This is a genomic window from Methylomarinum vadi (assembly GCF_000733935.1).
GTDB classification, from domain to species: domain Bacteria; phylum Pseudomonadota; class Gammaproteobacteria; order Methylococcales; family Methylomonadaceae; genus Methylomarinum; species Methylomarinum vadi.
Genome location: NZ_JPON01000001.1, coordinates 659,003 through 676,117, shown reverse-complemented (window position 1 = coordinate 676,117; position 17,115 = coordinate 659,003). Strand labels below are relative to the sequence as shown.

Sequence of the window (17,115 nt, the reverse complement as noted above, 5' to 3'; positions counted from 1 at the left end):
CTGATTGACTACTGCTATAGCGGCTATTCGCCATCGGCATAAGCCGGTGTGTTACCCTGAGATTTCAAAGCGGCCCGCTGGCCGGCAAACCATTCCGCCGCGGCTTGATCGTATGGCAGAATGATCAAGCCATTTTCTTCCAGCATCGCCAAATAGGATTGCAATTGCGATTTACGTTTGGAATCCGGTAAACACTCGCAGCCATAACAGAGTTCATGCCAGACGATAGCGGCGGTTGCATATTGGCCGTCCTTTTCAGCAAAGTGTTGCATGACGTTGTCATTGGGCTTTTTCCTTGCCGGTTCCGAAAGAATATTGGTGTCCAGCAAATAGGTTACTCCTCCCATGAGAACTCGCGTCCTTGGCTTTCTTTTCTGAGTGTTTTCAGTTCATCAGCATTGAAAGCGCTTTCCTCATCGCAACTCAGGCGACTGCGCCAATTTTGTATGGCGGCATGTAAACTTTTCTGAGGCTTCATGAGCTTTTGGTATTGGTTTTCCGACATCATCACCGCGACAGGCTTACCATAACGGGTTAGGTGAACCGGCTCGTCATTCTCAAGCTGATGAATCAAATTCGATAAATGATTTTTTGCATCCGCGATTGTCGTTGTTTTCATAGCGAATCTCTTAATGACAGATACCCAACATTATAGCCTTCATTTAACCGCTATTGCGATGAAAAACTGATACCTAGACTGAGATACATTCAACCAAAAAACCATCGGGTTTTCCTGTCTTTTTTATCATTGTGGCAAGAATGGCACATCGTTTTTAGCCCGACCCGATCTTCTGCAAACCCAACATCGGCTTATCGTCATTTGCAGACATTAATAAAACTAGAGCGATTGTCGCTTACGGGTCGATAACGACCTGTCGGTGCACAATCAAACGCGATTAGGTGCCCCAGATAGGATGTGCCGACGTTAGGAGGCACATCGGTCGCGTCACTCAATACCTTCAATCTTGTTGTTTTGATTTAAGATTCAACACCATATATCAAAACGTGTAACTCTTTTCTTTTCAAGTCGATTTGCCAGATCTAGTCGAGACTAATTCTTGTCTGGTCAAGTTCGAACTACTACAATCTAATTGATTACAAATAAAAAGTCAGTTCTTTGTTACTAAATCAATTAGTTATTTGTTACAGAACTGAGTTTTTTTTATTCCTGATGGGGAGGACAAGTTTCTTTTGTTGCCGGGTTGTGCGGTATTAAGCGCTAAGAGGCTTCAATCGAGGTCAGGTTGCCGGGCATATAACGCATCGAAAATGGCTTCCAAGCCTGAATGCGTGCCACGCAACCCATCGATCACATTCTTGGCCCAATCGAAATATTCACGCTTGCGCTCAACCGGCCAACCGGCAGGCGGTGAATCGAGAACGTCACGCAAATTGCAAATTTTATCGGCCAGTTTGACCAGTTTGGCTTCGTAAGAAATATGTGGGGCGTGCTCGATTTGGCGTTGCTTGCGTTCGGCTCTTTTCAGTGATGTGTCGTCGGTGACTTCCAGAACCACCGCAGCGATTCGTGGGCCAAATTCCGCTTCCAATTCGGCCGCCGTCGTTTCGGTATCCTCGATCGTGTCGTGCAGAACGGCGGCGCATAGCACGTCGACGTCCGTGATGCCCGCTTCGTGGCACAGGACATTGGCCAGTCCTATCGGATGGTTGATATAGGGCGAAGCGGCGGCATCCTTGCGTCTTTGATGGCGGTGTTTTTCGGCGGCGAAAGCCACTGCCTTGATAAATTCGGCCAAAGTCTGTTGCTGATTTCCCATGATAGCTCCCGGTTTTGCGATTTTCACAATGGGTAACTATCTTAATCTAATTCATTGCCTGGCATTGGCAAAGTCGTCGATCAGCAAAGATACTTTTCTGTTGGCCCGTTATTCGTCCCCCTTTATAGGCTGTGAGGTTATGAATTGAATGGCCGGCTTTCCAATCTCTCTGGGTTTCACGCGCTTTGTTGCAGCTCGCGCTTGAAGCCGACGGCATCCAGAAATTCTTCGACATCCATATCGATGATTTCCAGTCCCAATCGGTTACAGAAACGTTGCTCCTTGGCGGTCGGTTTCTTGTTCAACACCCAGCCTTTGGGATCTTCCTTGGCGCCGAAGATGATATCGCTCATGACCATGCGTTCGGAGTCGCGGTTCAAGGGCATGCCGAGTAATAAGTATTGCTTGTCTTTGCGGTATTCCTTTAAAAAGGAGGGAATCGCGAAACCGCCCATCAACTCGGTGATGTAATCGACGTAATCGGCGTCTGAAGCGATGAAATTCGCTTCGGGCAGCGGCGTTCCCATCGGTTTGAACAGGATAGGAAGTAATGGATCGACTTGTTCCTGGATAATTTCGAAATATTCCTTGCCGTCGAATTGATACAGGCGGAAACGAAACTCGCTGGCGCTGATGCGGGCGATACCGCAAATCAGGGTATGTTCTTCGTCGGCGTAACTTAGCTGCAACTGCGTATCGCGGTTGATGTCGACGACATAATTGGAGTTTACTCAGTAAATCAGCCATAGTTATGTACAAGCCGGACGGCTAAGTGGAGCTGAGCGCGCTGAGTTAAAACCCTTTGTTCCCAGACCTGTGCAACTGCCCTCATCAAACTAGCAAGGCCGCATTGACTAAGGCCAAAAAAGATCCTTTCCAGGATCAACAGGTTCATGACCAGGAAGATGGTGTTGATCCAGGCGAATGAGGTGTTGGCACGCTTGGCCCGGATATAATTGAGCCGGTAACCATTCTTGCCCTGGCCGAATTTGCCCTTGATGGGGATGCGTTGCAAATAGTCTTGTCTGCGTTGGGCCTTGGCTTGCTTGAGTTGTTCGCGATTGGCGTCGGTGACTTGTTTGGGGCGGCCGAGCGGCTTGCCGGCAAAGTGGATGCTGCGTTGTTTCAAGTAGTCGCGGTTGGCGCGCGTGCCATAGATGGGGTCGGCGATCACCCGTTCCGGATAGTGGCCGAATCGCTCGCGGTAGGCCTCAACCTGTGCTGCCAGGTCTAAGCCTTCATGAAAGGCATCCCAACGCAGGCGGTCGACATGGGCCAAGCCCTCGCCGGTTAAACTGACGCTGAGCTTGGCACCAAACTCGACCGGCTGGTCTTGTTTGCCGCGCACCATGGGCCGCACATAGGGCTGACTGATGCTGACGATGCGATGGTCACAGCGGCGTGTCTGGGTTTGATACATCTCCCATTGCTGCTGGTACACGTGCTGGATCACCCAGTAACGATGAAGCAGCCAGCCGGGTAGCGGCAGCGGCTGGCCCTCCGGAATCGGCGCTAAGAGTTGCTCGATATGGCCCAGATTGCGGCGCAGATACTGTAATTGTTGCTTGATGCCCCGGCGCAACGTTTTCCGGCCAGGACGCTTTTGTTTGGCGATGGCCAGATACGCGGCGCGGGCTTTCCGGCGATAGGTTCTGGGTTTAGTGCCAACCTTCAGGTGGACACACAGGGTGTCGATGATTTGTTCACTGAATTCACGCGCTTCGTTCAGCAAACTCAAGTCAGTGGGAAAACGGATGGCTTGTTCGACCACGGTGGCATCTAAAATCAATTGGCCGCGATGCGCAGGCGCCATGCCTTCTGGCCCAGTTTGCTCAGAGGCGGCATCCGCGGAAGCACTGGGCTTTTCTTCGGTTGGGCCGGTGTCAGACTTGGAACCCAGGGCCGCATCAAGCGGTGCTTGCGGTTCAGGCTTGACCGGCTTTTTGCCTTCATGCGCCTCGATAATGGCCCGATGAAAGCCTTCGAACACCGCCTCGCCCATGCGTTTGCGGATTTCGACCAATAACGACGGGGGAAACGGTGCCGTTGCCTGATAACCCGGCAGGCCTACGAAGTATTGCAGGTACGGGTTTTCTTGGATCTGCAGCACGGTTTCTACGTCAGACAGGCATAGCTTGTGTTTGATGATCACGGCGCCGATCACCAGGCGCGCGTCTTTCAACGGACGGCCTCTATCAGTCGGCAGGCCTTGATAATAGCTCTCCGCCAGTTCGTCCCACGGAATGCAGTCACTGAGCTTGACCCAGCGATTATTCTTATCCAGGGCCGTCTCAAAGGGCCAGTCGAATTCGGCTATCGTCAGTTGTTTTGCGCTGGTGGTTCGAATCATCTCTGCACGGTTTTTGAAGTCAAAGGCATGTTTTTTGTGCATTAATTATAGCAAATATCACCTAATAAATATTTATAATCAGTAGGTTATATTTTCTGAGTAGACTCTAAGTAGGTTGCAAAAAGCTTAAATCCAGTCTGATAGGAATTATGCTACATAAAATAAAAATTTGATATAAGGAATGGTGATTTTACTTCGCTTTGGAGAACTTCCGCGTACTGGATAATAAGACGGGCCTGGGACCATTTTAGCCTGCCTGGGTTGGAACCTAATTTGGTTCCGACGAATGAAATGCAAGCCACTAAGGGAAATTGACATCCAATAGAAAATATGAACATTGATTGGCGGACCACTCTGCGAGCATCCTCCCTAAGATTGGCCGGAGTTCCATGGTTGAAGATGGCATAATCGCCACTCATGTTCAAGGAAAAAGCCGCAATATACCTGATACGCCTTTCATATCGCCGACCACCCAAATCTGTTCGAACGGATGCCGTTCCGGTAACGTCACCTGATGAAGATTGGCTTCCAGGTCATGCCGGCTCCACAGCGGGTTGGCGTTGCGCAATACCAGCCAAACCCGGTCGCTGTGGTAGGACTTTTCGGCCTTACTGGCCAGGATGGCATTCAGCGCGTTCAACAGGCGATGGTCGATAGGCACATTGATCAAACGGTGGAGCGCGTCCAGAGTGCGGAGCGTGATTTCGCGGCCGAGGATCAATTGCGCTTCTTCTTCGCTACCGTAGAGATGGGCAATTTCAAGGTCAAGGCGTTCCCCGTCGAGATAGCAGGAGACATCCGGTTTTTTCGGTTCGTTATGCCAAATATGCCGCATTTTAATCCCGAAATTCTGCTCGTAGAGCCGCATGAACAGACGGGCCGCCTCGTGCTCTAATTTTATTTTTTCCAGCATTCTCGGGTTCATCGATCGTTGCTCTTGCGTATCGGACATAAGACGGCTGACAGCAAGTGAATCAGCCTAACCGAGATAATAAGGCTTTTGTCGTTCGGCGTCCTCATAATTCTGACCGTCATAATGGTCCGGAAATTGTCGTTCCCCGTATCAGGAATACGAATTTTGTAGCAAATGCTACAAAACAATTTTAGTTATAGTTCAAATAAATCAAACAATTAGTGTATGGCACAACAGTTGCTGTAAAGCCAGTAAAACTATCGGATGTTGCGCCATGAAATCGAACAAAGACATTGCCGAATTGCTGGACGAACCGGCCTGCGAGCATAACAAGAAGGAAAAATCCGGTTGCGCGAAGCCGAAGCCCGGCTCCGCCGCAGGCGGTTGCGCCTTTGACGGCGCCCAGATCGCGTTATTGCCGATTGCCGACGTTGCTCATATCGTGCACGGACCGATCGCCTGCGCCGGCTGTTCCTGGGACAATCGCGGCACGCGTTCGTCAGGCTCCCAATTGTACCGGATCGGCATGACCACCGATTTGACCGAACAGGACGTGATCATGGGACGCAGCGACAAACGTTTGCTGCACTCGATCAAGCAGGCGATCGAGACTTACCAACCGCCTGCGGTGTTTATCTATAACACCTGCGTCCCGGCGTTGGTCGGCGACGACATCAGCGCGGTGTGCAAGACCGCCGAACAGAAATGGGGCGTGCCGGTGGTACCGATCGATTGCGCCGGTTTTTACGGCACCAAGAACCTGGGCAACCGGATCGCCGGCGACGCGATGGTCAAATACGTGATCGGCACCCGCGATCCCGATCCGCTGCCGGCGACTTCAAGCCGTGAGAATATCAAGGTTCATGATGTCAATCTGGTCGGCGAATATAACATCGCCGGCGAATTCTGGCATGTGCTGCCGTTGCTGGACGAATTGGGTTTACGGGTGCTGTGCACGTTGTCGGGCGACGCCCGTTTCCGCGAGGTGCAGACGATGCACAAGGCCGAGGTCAACATGATGGTGTGCTCCAAGGCGATGGTCAACGTCGCCCGCAAGCTGCAACAATCCTACGGCACGCCGTGGTTCGAAGGCAGTTTCTACGGCATCACCGACACCAGCCAGGCCTTGCGCGATTTCGCCCGCTTGATCGGAGACGGCGATTTGACGGCCCGGACCGAGGCGTTGATCGCCCGCGAAGAGGCCCGTATCAAGAATTTGCTGGAGCCATGGAAGGAACGGCTGAACGGCAAGCGGGTGCTGTTGTTTACCGGCGGCGTGAAAAGTTGGTCGGTGATCTCGGCCCTGCACGATCTGGGTATGGTCGTAGTCGCGACCGGCACCAAGAAGTCGACCGAGGAAGATAAGGCCCGTATTCGCGAACTGATGGGCGAGGATGCGCTGATGATCGAAGACGGCAGCCCTAAAGCCTTGTTGAAAGTGGTGCGCGACTATAAGGCCGACATTCTGATCGCCGGCGGCCGCAATATGTACACGGCCTTGAAGGCCAAGATTCCGTTCCTCGATATCAACCAGGAACGCGAATTCGGTTACGCCGGTTACCAGGGCATGCTGGAATTGGTTCGGCAACTCGCGTTGACGATCGAAAGCCCGGTTTGGCCGGCGGTACGTGCGCCGGCACCGTGGAAAACCCAAAAGGTGGCGTGACATGGCCGACATCATCAAACGCAAAAAGGCCTTGTCGGTCAATCCGTTGAAAGCCAGCCAGCCGGTCGGCGGTTCGTTGGCGACCTTGGGCTTCAACCGCGCCATGCCCATGCTGCATGGTTCCCAGGGCTGCACAGCCTTCGCCAAGGTGTTTTTCGTGCGCCATTTCCGCGAGCCGATTCCCTTGCAAACGACGGCGATGGACCAGGGCAGCTCGGTAATGGGGGCCGACGAGAACGTCGTCGAAGGCATCAAGAACATCGCCGAAAAAAGCAAACCGGCGCTGATCACCGTGCTGACGACCGGACTGGCGGAAACCCAGGGCGCCGACGTGCAGCGCAACGTCCGCGAATTCCGCGAAAAATATCCGGAATATAAAGATGTCGCGGTGGTCGCGGTCAATACTCCGGATTTTAACGGCTGCGTCGAAAGCGGTTATGCCTTGACCGTGGCCGAAATCATCAAGGCGCTGGTGCCGAAGGCCGAACAAGCCGGCACGCAGCCCGGCAAGCGCAAGCGCCAGGTCAACGTATTGTGTAGCGCCATGCTGACGCCTGGAGATATCGAGGCGCTGACCGATATCATCGAGGCCTTCGCTTTGCGGCCCGTTTTCGTACCCGATATCGCCAATTCGCTGGACGGTTCGTTGACCGAAGAGGAATTTTCGCCGGTCACGATCGGCGGCACGCCGATCTCGGAAATGGCGACGCTGGGCGATGCCAACGCGACTCTGGTGATCGGACCCTCGATGGCCAAGGCCGGTGAATGGCTGGCGGAAAAAACCGGCGTGCCCAGCTACAGTTTCGACCACCTCTACGGTTTATCGGCCAACGACGCATTAATTATCCATCATAAGGTTTAAACCACCGGCTTTAGCCGGTCAGCTTTAGCTGCGATAATTTGCCCAAGGAGGTGGCGATGGACTATAGATACGGCAGCCATACGGTTTACCAAATTGAGTATCATTTTGTTTGGGTTACGAAGTATCGTTATAAAGTGCTGAAGGATGAAATAGCCGAACGAGTGAGAGACTTGGTGCGGCAGACATGCGAAGCCTTTGAGATACGGATTATCAAAGGTGTCGTGAGCAAAGATCATGTGCACATTTTGGTGAGTGCGCCGCCGACTATGGCCCCAAGCGAAATCATGAGGCGAATCAAGGGACGAACTTCGAGCTATCTGTTCGAAGAGTTCCCGCACTTGAAAAAGCGATATTGGGGTCGACATTTTTGAGCCCGCGGTTATTTTTGCGCCACAGTGGGGCAAATGACTGATGAGATGATAAAGCAATATTTGGAGCATCACTTTGAACCTAATCCAAACGATAATTTCAAGATGGAGCCCGACTAAGACGCGTCGTTTAGTCGACGCGTATCCGGACTTTCAGTCCGTTATTGGAACCCACCCGCTTGAGCGGGTGGTTGTTTAGTTCAGCCTTGCACGAGATCAGCGGGCAGGAAGTACCGGCCAAGATCGAACGCCAGCGCATGCAATTGCAGGATGCGATGCTCGATACCCACTTCATGCTCGGCCAACTGCGGGTTGCGGTCGCGTCCGATCCCGACCAGCTCAACGCCTTTGCCCATCTACTGAGTGAAATGGGGGCAGAAGTGGTCGCCGCAGTGGCGCCCAGTTCTGCGGCCTGTTTGGCGGCGATGCCACTTGCGCAGGTCAAGATCGGCGATCTGGAAGACTTGGAAATCATCGCCCGGGATAACGGGGCGCAATTATTGATCGGCAACTCGCACGCGACCGACACGGCCGAGCGCTTGAACGTGCCGATATTGCGGGCCGGTTTCCCGCAATACGACATTATCGGCGGTTATCAGAAAACCTGGGTCGGTTATCGCGGCTCGCGCCAGGCCTTGTTCGACCTGGCCAATCTGGTGATCAATTTCGCGCACGAAGAGATCCCGGTATTCCACTCGGTTTATGCGCAAAAACCGGCCGACGAAGTGAAACCGTCATGTCATTAACCCGACGCATGCACGTCGTGCAGTGCGAACAACAGCAGGCGCTTATGGACACATCATTAAGAATCGCTTTCGCGACCACCGACATGAAACATGTCAACCAGCATTTCGGTTCGGCCAAATCCTTCGCCAATTACGCGGTCAATCCGGAGCAGACACAGTTCGTCGAGGCGGCCGAGTTCGGCCAACAGGTTCAGGATGGCAACGAAGACAAGCTGGCGGTCAAATTCGATCTACTGAAGGATTGCGTTGCCGTGTATTGCCAGGCGGTCGGCGCATCGGCGGTTAAGCAATTGGTGGCATTGGGTATACAGCCGGTCAAGGTCCAGGAGGGCAGTCCGATCCAGAAATTGGTCGAGGATCTGCAACAGGAATTGCGGTCCGGTCCATCCAGTTGGCTAGCGCGGGCGATCAAGCAGCAAGGCGGCGGCGACGACAAACATTACGACGAAATGGCCGACGAGGATTGGCAGGAATGATGGCGTGATGGGTTTAAATCGAATCAGTGTAGGCCGGGGTTTGGCGATAGCCGTATCCCGACATTATCAGTTAAAAACTAACAGGAGAATCATGTGAGCAGTGCAGCCGAATTAGTGGTCGCGGAAAGCGACCCGTATCTGGAAAACGACTTCGTCAACGAAATGGTCAAGCAATTGAGGGCCTTGGATACCTACGATACCTACGAGGGGTGGTCTAAGGAGAAAATCATCGATCCTTTGGTACTGACCAAGGAGGGTAAGAAAGAGATTCCGGTCATCGGCGATCCCGACGAAATCACGCTGGCACGAGTCAAGGCCTATTACAACGCCATTGCTTCGACGATAGAAAACGAAACCGGATTGATGGCGGTGCCGGTCATCAATATCACCCATGAAGGTTTCGGCCGGGCGTTCGTATTGGTCGGCAAACTGATCGTCGTCGATAAGACGTTGCGCGATATTCACCGCTTCGGTTTTCCCAGCCTGGAAAAAATGTGCGAACAAAGCGGTCAGATGATCGCCAAGGCGAAAGGCCTGATCGAGAAATATAACGAAGCGGCCAGAGATTGATTGGTGCGTACCGAGCGATAGCGCGTACGACGAATGAAATAGGAAGGTGTCTATCATGAGTCCCGAAGAACTGAAAAAACTGGAAAAAACTGTGAAAAAAAACAAGCGTCTGGCCGGCGAGAAAGCGATGGAGCTGCACGATCTGGTCGAGGATAAGCTCCCCGCCGGTTATCTGGATTTGATGGCCGTCGCCGAAGAAACTTTCGAGGCTTGCAAGGCCTGGGATGATGCCAACAAGGCTTTGCAGGCCGCCCAGGCGGAAACCGCATAGGAGTGTAGATATGACTGAACTGGTAACGGGTGTGACTTTCGGCGGTAGCGAATGGACGCCATCCTATGTCGCGGATTTGAATCAAGTCACGTGCATCGGCTGCGGACGTTGTTTCAAGGTTTGTCCGCGCGATGTCTTCGATCTGGTGGAAAAGGACTCGGTGCTCGATCCCGAGAACTTCGACGACGATTACGGCGATTTCGAGGACGAGGACGATAACAGCATGGTCATGAGCCTGAAAAATCGAAACGATTGCATCGGTTGCGAGGCTTGTTCCAAGGTTTGTCCGAAAAATTGTTTTACCCACGAACATAAACAGGCTGCATAAGGAGTCCCGCCATGCCAAGACCAGAGAAACATGTCTTCGTTTGTACTCAAAACCGTCCCCAGGGCCATCCCCGCGGTTCCTGCGCCAGCAGCGGGTGCGCCGAGGTCATGAACGAGTTCATGAACGAAATCCAGGCGCGCAACCTGTTTGAGAAAATCGGCCTGACCAACACCGGCTGCATGGGGCCGTGCATGATGGGGCCGAGCGTATTGGTCTACCCGGAGGGGATCATGTACGGCAGGGTCGGCAAGGACGATGTCAAAACCATCATCGAACAACATTTGCTCGGCGGCGAACCGGTAGCCAGCCTACAGGTGCCCAAAGAGGTCTGGTAGCGATGACAGCGGTCGATCTTATCGACGAGACGGTGCTGTTCAGTCCGGACATGCCGCAAGCGGTCAATGCGCTCTTGCAACAGGCGGTCGTGGCCAGCCGCAAGGACAAGGCGCGGGCCGAGGAACTTTTCCGACAAGCATACGAGTTAGACAAAGCTTGTCTGCAAACTTATTTCGCCTTGTACAAATTCTATTTTTACCAGGCCAGGCTGGCGGAAGCGGAGTGTTTTGTCCGGGCAGGATTGGAGGAAGCGGCCAGGCAGGGCGGTTTTCCGCCGGATTACCGCCGTCTCTATCGGGAAAAGGAACGCTGGAATCTTTATGCCGATGAGGCGTCATTGTTTTATTTGTATACGTTGAAAGCGTTGGCCTTCATCAAGTTGCGCCAGGGTCATCTGGAACAGGGCCAGGATATTCTGTTGTCACTGCAGGCGCTGGACCCTGAAGACCGCGCCGGTGCCTCGGTGATCATGGCGCTGGCCCAAGCATTGCGGGAGGAAAGTTAATGTCCATGCAAGTTCTGATCGATCATCAATTGGAAATGCATCGTCTGTTGGGGCGGCAGATCTGCCGGGAAATGAGTCAGGCCATCGTTAAGCTGGGTTTCCCCAAAAACGAAATAGAACACTTGCCCGAATTCGACAAGGCCGAATTTTCTCTCAAGAAAGATCCTTATACCTGCGATGAAAACCTGACCGGATATTGGTATGACGGAAAAAGACAACGCATCGGCAATATTCAATTTCTCAGCGACGGTTCGTTTTATGCCGAATACGATGTCATCAAACCGCATCCGCTCAAGAAGCGCTGGTTCGTCGAGGCCGTCAATGCCTGGGGTAGGAAAGGGCATATCAAAACCGAAGCGAAACTATTGCCGGCGTTGGAATAATGGACGATCCTAAGCGCCTTTATGAATGTCTGTTGGATTATTGCAGCAGCACGCAGACCATCGCCCGTCTGAGCATCGGATTAGTCTGGACAGTTTGCCAAAGCCAACCCTATCAAACGTTGAATTCGGGGCTCGCCATGACGCCGTTTATGCCGACGCGCACCTTGCGATGGCCGGGCACCTTGACCGGTAAAGCGCTGAAGGAGGTCGGCAAATGGATCATGGAATGGGAACCCTACCAGGCCACGGTCGGCATGGCTGCCGTCAACTGCAGCATCAATGCCGGCCCGATACCAGACGGCGAATTGCTGGAGGTTAAGCCTGGCGCCGCTAATTTAACGGTATTCGAGCATTTCCTGCCCCGGCTGCGGGATAAAAAAGTGGTCGTGGTCGGCCATTACCCCGGTATCGAACAGTATGTCGAACAATACGGTTGGCGAGTGTTGGAACGGGCGCCGCAGCCTGGCGATTATCCCGACCCGGCTTGCGAGTATTTGCTGCCGGAAGCCGATTGGGTGTTTATATCGGCCAGCTCTATCCCCAACAAGACCTTTCCTCGCTTGGCCGAATTATCGTCCGGGGCAAAAACGGTATTGATGGGGCCGTCCGTTCCCTGGATGCCGGAAATGTATCATTTCGGTATCGATTATCTGGCGGGTGCTGAGGTTGTCGATGCCGACGCGCTGTTTCGGACTGCGGCCGAGGGCGGCGGCGTGCGTATTTTCGAGACAGGCGTGCGTTACAAAGTCGTGGCCCTCGGTGAGGAAAACAGTCTGGCCTGGCTCAAGAAAAGCATCGCAGAAACCTATGACAACAAGGAAAGGCTAACGCAAACGATGGAGCAATGGTACCTCAAGGGAAATTCCAGCCGTTTTCCTCAATACGCCGACCTTCATGACGCTAACACCCGCCTGTCCCGGCTGGACAGCGCCTATAAAACGCTATGGGATGCCCGGCGGCAATAATCCGTTGATTTATGCAGCATAATCATCTCATTCTTTACTATAAAGGGGATATCAGCGCGTTGACGCTGTTTTGCCAACAGGCCGACGGTTCGGTGTGTTTTCCTCCCTTGCCGAAACTGTCCGTGGCGGTCGACGAAGACCAGCGTACTCCGCAGCCGGTCGATCTATTTCCCACGCAGTCGATCAAGGCGGTCAATAGCCAGCTTCGGCTCGATAACGATCTGCTGATGGCCGAAACCGGCTTTTACGAACAGGTGGAAACGCCGCAAGGCATCGCCATGGTTTATCTGGCGCGTTTTCAGTTACTTGATCCGCCGCACCGATTGATGGAAGCCAGACAATGCAGAATGTAGCCATTAACCGGTTTGATCGGGCGGCCGCCGGCCGAAATGGAGCTACTGCGGCGTGCTTATACTTTGCTGATGGAGTCTTGACTATGTTCGATATGATGGATTTCGACGGCGGCTCGATGGGCGAAATTAACGAACCGTGCGGACCGATCGTTCCCGAGCCAATGGATTGCATGCGTTGCGGGCTGTGTCTGCGTTCGTGCCCTACCTATCAAATAAGCGGGGACGAGCAGGAAGGTCCAAGGCAGCGTATTCGCACCCTCGGCCGCTTGCTGCTAGAAAAGCAGCCGGTGACCTCAGAGGCATTGCGGCATCTGCAAAATTGCGTGCAATGTCGGACCTGCGAGGCTGTGTGTCCCAGCCGGATGAACTATGCCGAATTGTTCGAACAAGCCCAAAGCCAATGCCAAGCAATGCGTATACGAAGTGTGTGGGCGGCGCTCGCCTTATACCTTGTCGCTCGTCCGAACGGGATGAAAGCGCTAATACCTTTGCTTTGGTTTTATCAGGCCAGCGGCTTGGGATGGTTGCTGCGCAAGTTGAAACTACTGAAATTCATAGGGCTGGAACATGCCGATAGACTGGCGCCGCATCCGGTTTTGCAGGGCTTGAAACCCTTTTATCCTGCTGCCGATGCAAAAGGAACCGTAGCCTTGTTTAGCGGCTGCATCAGCGACCGTTTCGACCGCGCCACGCTGTTAGCCGCCATTCAGGTTCTGAACCAAATCGGATACAGCGTAGTGGTGCCCGGCCGGCAGAACTGTTGCGGTGCCATTCATCTGCATAACGGGGACCGGGACACCGCCGAGCGATTATTACGGCATAATATCGAAGTGTTTTCCGCTCTGCCAGTCGATGCGGTCATCTATTGCGCCACCGGTTGCGGCAGCCAGATGCGGGACTATTCGCGCCTTGTTGCCGACGATCAGGGGGTTGCGGCCGCGTTTAACGACAAACTGTTCGAAATTTGCGATTTTGTCGAGCGGCATTGGCCGGAACGATTAACTTTGCAACCCAGCGACGCCAGTGTATTGGTCCATGAACCGTGCACCCAGCGCAATGTACTGCAAAACCCGCAAGCGGTTTATAAGTTACTGCAACGCATACCTTGCTTGAATGTTAAAGAGTTGCAAGACAATCATTTATGCTGCGGCGCTGGCGGAAGCTATATGCTGACACATCCCGACAATGCCGAAAAAATACGCGAGCAGAAATTGGGGCATATAGAGAGCAGGGCGGATATGCTGGTTACCACCAACATCGGTTGCGCCTTACATTTAAACGGAGTTTCAAACCGGGAAAAACAGCTCGCTGTCGTGCATCCGATCCGGCTGATCGCCGACCGAATGTGATAGTTTTACTGTTCTAGCAGAAAGGCTCAATCGTTCTCGCCGGTGAAACAAAGGAATGGACGGACGATTAGCCAAGGACTGGAGGATTGATGCATGGCGGGAATTTTAATCCCACCAATCCTCACTGCCATCCAAGTTGCAAGTATCCCACCAAGGTTCTCCGCCAGGTCCTCTAGCAACAGTTTGATTTTCTTTTAACGCTTTATAAAGTTCTTTGTCTTTACATATTTTATGGCTGGCTTCATGTTGAAATAAATCTATTTTTTCTTGGTTGTTCAGTGTTATTCCAGCTTTTTTATTGATTACAATAATTGTCTCGTTAACTATCTCACATAGATTGTTTTGATTATCTTTGTCAAGGTTTTTGATTGTATGCTCTACGATTTTACGAGCTTCTTCTTCCCATGATATATCACTCATTGTAATAACCTTTTTTGTTACTATGGGGTTATTTTATATATGTTTTATCACCCTTGAATCTTTTTGTACAAGGATGAATATTGTGCCTCCGCTTTTTTTTCTAGTGATGAACCAAATACTCCTATAAAACTATCCAAGCTATAGCCTAGCAAAAATGAACTGATCATTGTTATACTTCCTGATGAAAAAGTAAAAGCGAATAAACCAAATAAAGCGGTAAGTAATTTTAATGTAATATCGCCTTTATGAGCGCTAACATAAATCAACCAATCGCTGGTAGCGACAACCTGAGGCAAACCAGTTTCCTGACTGCGCTTAAATTTTCCAATTATGATGTGAATAAACATCCCGGCTAGCACGGCTAACCAGGCTAACAAGATAAGCTTTGGCGTTATATCGGTGAGGCCGAAATATGTTGCATGCTTTCCAAAGAGCCAAATGCCAACAGATAAGGTATAAAATATCAACAAAAGAAACAAAAAACCGCAATATTGGGCAGATCTTCTTGGGTCGTAACGGTAAATCAGGCCTGATTCTATATTGATAATGCCCGACTCCATTGCTTTAGGCGCCCAAGCCATCGTGTTAATAACTCTTTGTCTGTCTTCTGCGGATGGTAGGTCTTCTTCAAATAATAAGTGGAAGGGTAAATAGTATCCGGGTCTACTCTGTTGCAACCAGATATTGACGCGGTGAGGAATGGTGAGAAAACAGATAGCCAAAATCATTTTTTTGGCCTTAGCTTCAAGCATGCTTAAATGATGAAGCTGATCTTGAGGAGACATCGATTGGGAAGGGTCGACTAAGATCGGGTTGTATTTCATTTGCTCCCAGTAATTATTGATATTCCGAATGGTATCGCTGTGAAAGTCTTCGTTAAGATCATTAATTGTGGAAAATAATTTTTTTACGTCTTTATTTGTTTTTTGAATATAGTCGGCAATTGTAGTGACGGTGGTTTTGCCTTGCTTAATATCATCGAAAGAGGAGTTAAGATCGCTGATTTCAGCTCTTAGTTCTCTTAGAGCCTGATTAAGGATTTTTCGTTTTTGTCTGCGCTTTTCTTTTTCTTCTTTGTCTTTAGGGCTTATGTATGAATCATCTTCATTACTCTTGTTTATTAGTGACCTAATATAAGGTATTTTGATAAATAAAATAATAAGAGTAAGTGTTATTATTGGAGCTAACGCATCAATATTGGCTGAGAATAGGTCTTTTATATTATTTATAGTATCCATAGTTTTGTCTGCCCATCATTCTCTACAATTGCTTTTAATTTCCTATTAGTACAGACCTCACGTTATTTTTGGCCTCGGCGTTGGCTTTTGGAGGCTGACTAGAATTCCCAGATTCACCGTGACGTATATTGCATGGTCCAAATCGGTTAATGTTTTGCCGGAATGATGGTGTCAATTCCTGGTTACCGACATATAGAACCTGTTACCACAAATGCACTAATGGAATTATTCCAAATGCTAGCTCACAATGCGGTTAGGCGCAATTTGTAATGACTAAATTAGGCGATGCCGGATCGTGATGCGTTATTTACTGAAGCGGAGAGTTGAGCAGGAGGAACGGAAACATAATCTAGTTGAAAGGATTAAGTCTCATTCAGTGCAATTTTTTCAATTATTGCACCTACCGTTGTGAGATGATATCTGCCGAATTCGGCAACGAAATAGTAACTGGCGATAGTGCTTTCGGCGGCCTGTTTAGTACTGATTTTGCATGACTCCACCCAATTTGCTTAAATTTGATACAAACAATCAGGAAAGATGCCTAAAATTCGATTCATCGGGCCGCTCAAAAGCCTAAGTCGTTAATTTAATTATCCATCATAAGGTTTAAACCACCGGCTTTAGCCGGTCAGCTTTAGCTGCGATAATTTGCCCAAGGAGGTGGCGATGGACTATAGATACGGCAGCCATACGGTTTACCAAATTGAGTATCATTTTGTTTGGGTTACGAAGTATCGTTATAAAGTGCTGAAGGATGAAATAGCCGAACGAGTGAGAGACTTGGTGCGGCAGACATGCGAAGCCTTTGAGATACGGATTATCAAAGGTGTCGTGAGCAAAGATCATGTGCACATTTTGGTGAGTGCGCCGCCGACTATGGCCCCAAGCGAAATCATGAGGCGAATCAAGGGACGAACTTCGAGCTATCTGTTCGAAGAGTTCCCGCACTTGAAAAAGCGATATTGGGGTCGACATTTTTGGGCCCGCGGTTATTTTTGCGCCACAGTGGGGCAAATGACTGATGAGATGATAAAGCAATATTTGGAGCATCACTTTGAACCTAATCCAAACGATAATTTCAAGATGGAGCCCGACTAAGACGCGTCGTTTAGTCGACGCGTATCCGGACTTTCAGTCCGTTATTGGAACCCACCCGCTTGAGCGGGTGGTTGTTTAGTGCTTTGAGAGCGTAATTTTCTCGCGACAGCTCTCGGCACGGAGCGTAACCTGTGTTGTGT

At 50.9% G+C, this 17,115-nt stretch carries 21 protein-coding genes and 2 pseudogenes; 15 read left to right on the top strand and 8 right to left on the bottom strand.

The features are described 5' to 3' along the window. Positions 1 to 23: 23 nt before the first annotated feature. From EP25_RS21730 to EP25_RS0103545, 6 genes and pseudogenes are all read right to left on the bottom strand, one after another. The gene (locus tag EP25_RS21730) at positions 24 to 347 is read right to left on the bottom strand and encodes a PIN domain-containing protein (protein ID WP_235185828.1); all 324 of its coding nucleotides are present in this window, start codon (positions 345 to 347) and stop codon (positions 24 to 26) included. Beyond that, complete coding sequence (locus EP25_RS0103570; protein ID WP_031432621.1) at positions 335 to 619, bottom strand: type II toxin-antitoxin system Phd/YefM family antitoxin; 285 nt, start codon at positions 617 to 619, stop codon at positions 335 to 337. The genes EP25_RS21730 and EP25_RS0103570 overlap by 13 nt, the downstream gene beginning before the upstream one ends. 610 nt (positions 620 to 1,229) lie before the next feature. Further along, complete coding sequence (locus EP25_RS0103565; RefSeq protein ID WP_200875010.1) at positions 1,230 to 1,778, bottom strand: HD domain-containing protein; 549 nt, start codon at positions 1,776 to 1,778, stop codon at positions 1,230 to 1,232. Positions 1,779 to 1,954: 176 nt separating this feature from the next. Further along, positions 1,955 to 2,497, bottom strand: a pseudogene (locus EP25_RS0103560) (SIR2 family protein); the annotation flags it as partial. A 20-nt stretch (positions 2,498 to 2,517) separates the two neighbouring features. Next, a complete protein-coding gene (locus tag EP25_RS0103555) occupies positions 2,518 to 4,128 on the bottom strand; it encodes an IS5 family transposase (protein WP_235185817.1) in 1,611 nt (536 codons plus the stop codon). Between the two features lie 421 nt (positions 4,129 to 4,549). After that, positions 4,550 to 5,080: a hypothetical protein gene (locus EP25_RS0103545; RefSeq protein ID WP_235185826.1), complete on the bottom strand. Its 531-nt coding sequence runs from the start codon at positions 5,078 to 5,080 to the stop codon at positions 4,550 to 4,552. Between the two features lie 235 nt (positions 5,081 to 5,315). Here EP25_RS0103545 and nifE point away from each other — a divergent pair, with 235 nt between their 5' ends. The 14 genes and pseudogenes from nifE (at position 5,316) to EP25_RS0103470 (ending at position 14,219) form a co-directional block, all read left to right on the top strand. Beyond that, positions 5,316 to 6,707: a nitrogenase iron-molybdenum cofactor biosynthesis protein NifE gene (gene nifE, locus EP25_RS0103540; RefSeq protein ID WP_031432616.1), complete on the top strand. Its 1,392-nt coding sequence runs from the start codon at positions 5,316 to 5,318 to the stop codon at positions 6,705 to 6,707. A 1-nt stretch (position 6,708) separates the two neighbouring features. Beyond that, positions 6,709 to 7,569 carry a nitrogenase iron-molybdenum cofactor biosynthesis protein NifN gene (gene nifN / locus EP25_RS0103535; RefSeq protein ID WP_235185825.1) on the top strand — a complete coding sequence of 287 codons (861 nt, stop codon included), beginning with the start codon at positions 6,709 to 6,711 and terminating at the stop codon, positions 7,567 to 7,569. A gap of 56 nt (positions 7,570 to 7,625) precedes the next feature. Beyond that, positions 7,626 to 8,057 (top strand): annotated as a pseudogene (gene tnpA, locus EP25_RS0103530) (IS200/IS605 family transposase). A gap of 59 nt (positions 8,058 to 8,116) precedes the next feature. Then, complete coding sequence (locus EP25_RS0103520) at positions 8,117 to 8,683, top strand: nitrogenase component 1 (RefSeq protein WP_235185824.1); 567 nt, start codon at positions 8,117 to 8,119, stop codon at positions 8,681 to 8,683. Then, complete coding sequence (gene nifX, locus EP25_RS0103515; protein WP_031432613.1) at positions 8,674 to 9,159, top strand: nitrogen fixation protein NifX; 486 nt, start codon at positions 8,674 to 8,676, stop codon at positions 9,157 to 9,159. Before EP25_RS0103520 ends, nifX begins: the two co-directional genes overlap by 10 nt. A 93-nt stretch (positions 9,160 to 9,252) precedes the next feature. Beyond that, positions 9,253 to 9,729 (top strand): NifX-associated nitrogen fixation protein, encoded by a 477-nt coding sequence (locus tag EP25_RS0103510; protein WP_031432612.1) that lies wholly within the window; start codon positions 9,253 to 9,255, stop codon positions 9,727 to 9,729. A gap of 55 nt (positions 9,730 to 9,784) precedes the next feature. Beyond that, the gene (locus EP25_RS0103505) at positions 9,785 to 10,000 is read left to right on the top strand and encodes a CCE_0567 family metalloprotein (RefSeq protein ID WP_031432611.1); all 216 of its coding nucleotides are present in this window, start codon (positions 9,785 to 9,787) and stop codon (positions 9,998 to 10,000) included. Between the two features lie 10 nt (positions 10,001 to 10,010). Then, positions 10,011 to 10,328: a ferredoxin III, nif-specific gene (gene fdxB, locus EP25_RS0103500; RefSeq protein WP_031432610.1), complete on the top strand. Its 318-nt coding sequence runs from the start codon at positions 10,011 to 10,013 to the stop codon at positions 10,326 to 10,328. 11 nt (positions 10,329 to 10,339) lie between these two features. Next, positions 10,340 to 10,663 carry a (2Fe-2S) ferredoxin domain-containing protein gene (locus EP25_RS0103495; protein WP_031432609.1) on the top strand — a complete coding sequence of 108 codons (324 nt, stop codon included), beginning with the start codon at positions 10,340 to 10,342 and terminating at the stop codon, positions 10,661 to 10,663. 2 nt (positions 10,664 to 10,665) lie between these two features. Then, complete coding sequence (locus EP25_RS0103490; protein WP_031432608.1) at positions 10,666 to 11,169, top strand: hypothetical protein; 504 nt, start codon at positions 10,666 to 10,668, stop codon at positions 11,167 to 11,169. After that, the gene (locus EP25_RS0103485) at positions 11,169 to 11,552 is read left to right on the top strand and encodes a hypothetical protein (RefSeq protein WP_051906367.1); all 384 of its coding nucleotides are present in this window, start codon (positions 11,169 to 11,171) and stop codon (positions 11,550 to 11,552) included. Before EP25_RS0103490 ends, EP25_RS0103485 begins: the two co-directional genes overlap by 1 nt. Then, positions 11,552 to 12,517: a DUF364 domain-containing protein gene (locus EP25_RS0103480; RefSeq protein WP_031432606.1), complete on the top strand. Its 966-nt coding sequence runs from the start codon at positions 11,552 to 11,554 to the stop codon at positions 12,515 to 12,517. The genes EP25_RS0103485 and EP25_RS0103480 overlap by 1 nt, the downstream gene beginning before the upstream one ends. Before the next feature lie 11 nt (positions 12,518 to 12,528). Next, the gene (locus tag EP25_RS21725) at positions 12,529 to 12,870 is read left to right on the top strand and encodes a hypothetical protein (RefSeq protein WP_235185823.1); all 342 of its coding nucleotides are present in this window, start codon (positions 12,529 to 12,531) and stop codon (positions 12,868 to 12,870) included. An 83-nt stretch (positions 12,871 to 12,953) separates the two neighbouring features. Continuing rightward, positions 12,954 to 14,219: a (Fe-S)-binding protein gene (locus tag EP25_RS0103470; RefSeq protein WP_031432605.1), complete on the top strand. Its 1,266-nt coding sequence runs from the start codon at positions 12,954 to 12,956 to the stop codon at positions 14,217 to 14,219. 105 nt (positions 14,220 to 14,324) lie between these two features. Here EP25_RS0103470 and EP25_RS0103465 read toward each other — a convergent pair whose 3' ends face one another. Together EP25_RS0103465 and EP25_RS0103460 are read right to left on the bottom strand one after the other, a co-directional pair. Further along, positions 14,325 to 14,639 (bottom strand): hypothetical protein, encoded by a 315-nt coding sequence (locus tag EP25_RS0103465; RefSeq protein ID WP_031432604.1) that lies wholly within the window; start codon positions 14,637 to 14,639, stop codon positions 14,325 to 14,327. 47 nt (positions 14,640 to 14,686) lie between these two features. Further along, a complete protein-coding gene (locus EP25_RS0103460; RefSeq protein WP_031432603.1) occupies positions 14,687 to 15,877 on the bottom strand; it encodes a coiled-coil domain-containing protein in 1,191 nt (396 codons plus the stop codon). Positions 15,878 to 16,543: 666 nt separating this feature from the next. On the opposite strand from EP25_RS0103460, the gene tnpA (EP25_RS0103455) reads away from it, so the two are divergent. Further along, positions 16,544 to 16,975, top strand: a complete 432-nt coding sequence (tnpA, locus tag EP25_RS0103455; RefSeq protein WP_031432165.1) for an IS200/IS605 family transposase — start codon at positions 16,544 to 16,546, stop codon at positions 16,973 to 16,975. Positions 16,976 to 17,115 lie beyond the last annotated feature (140 nt).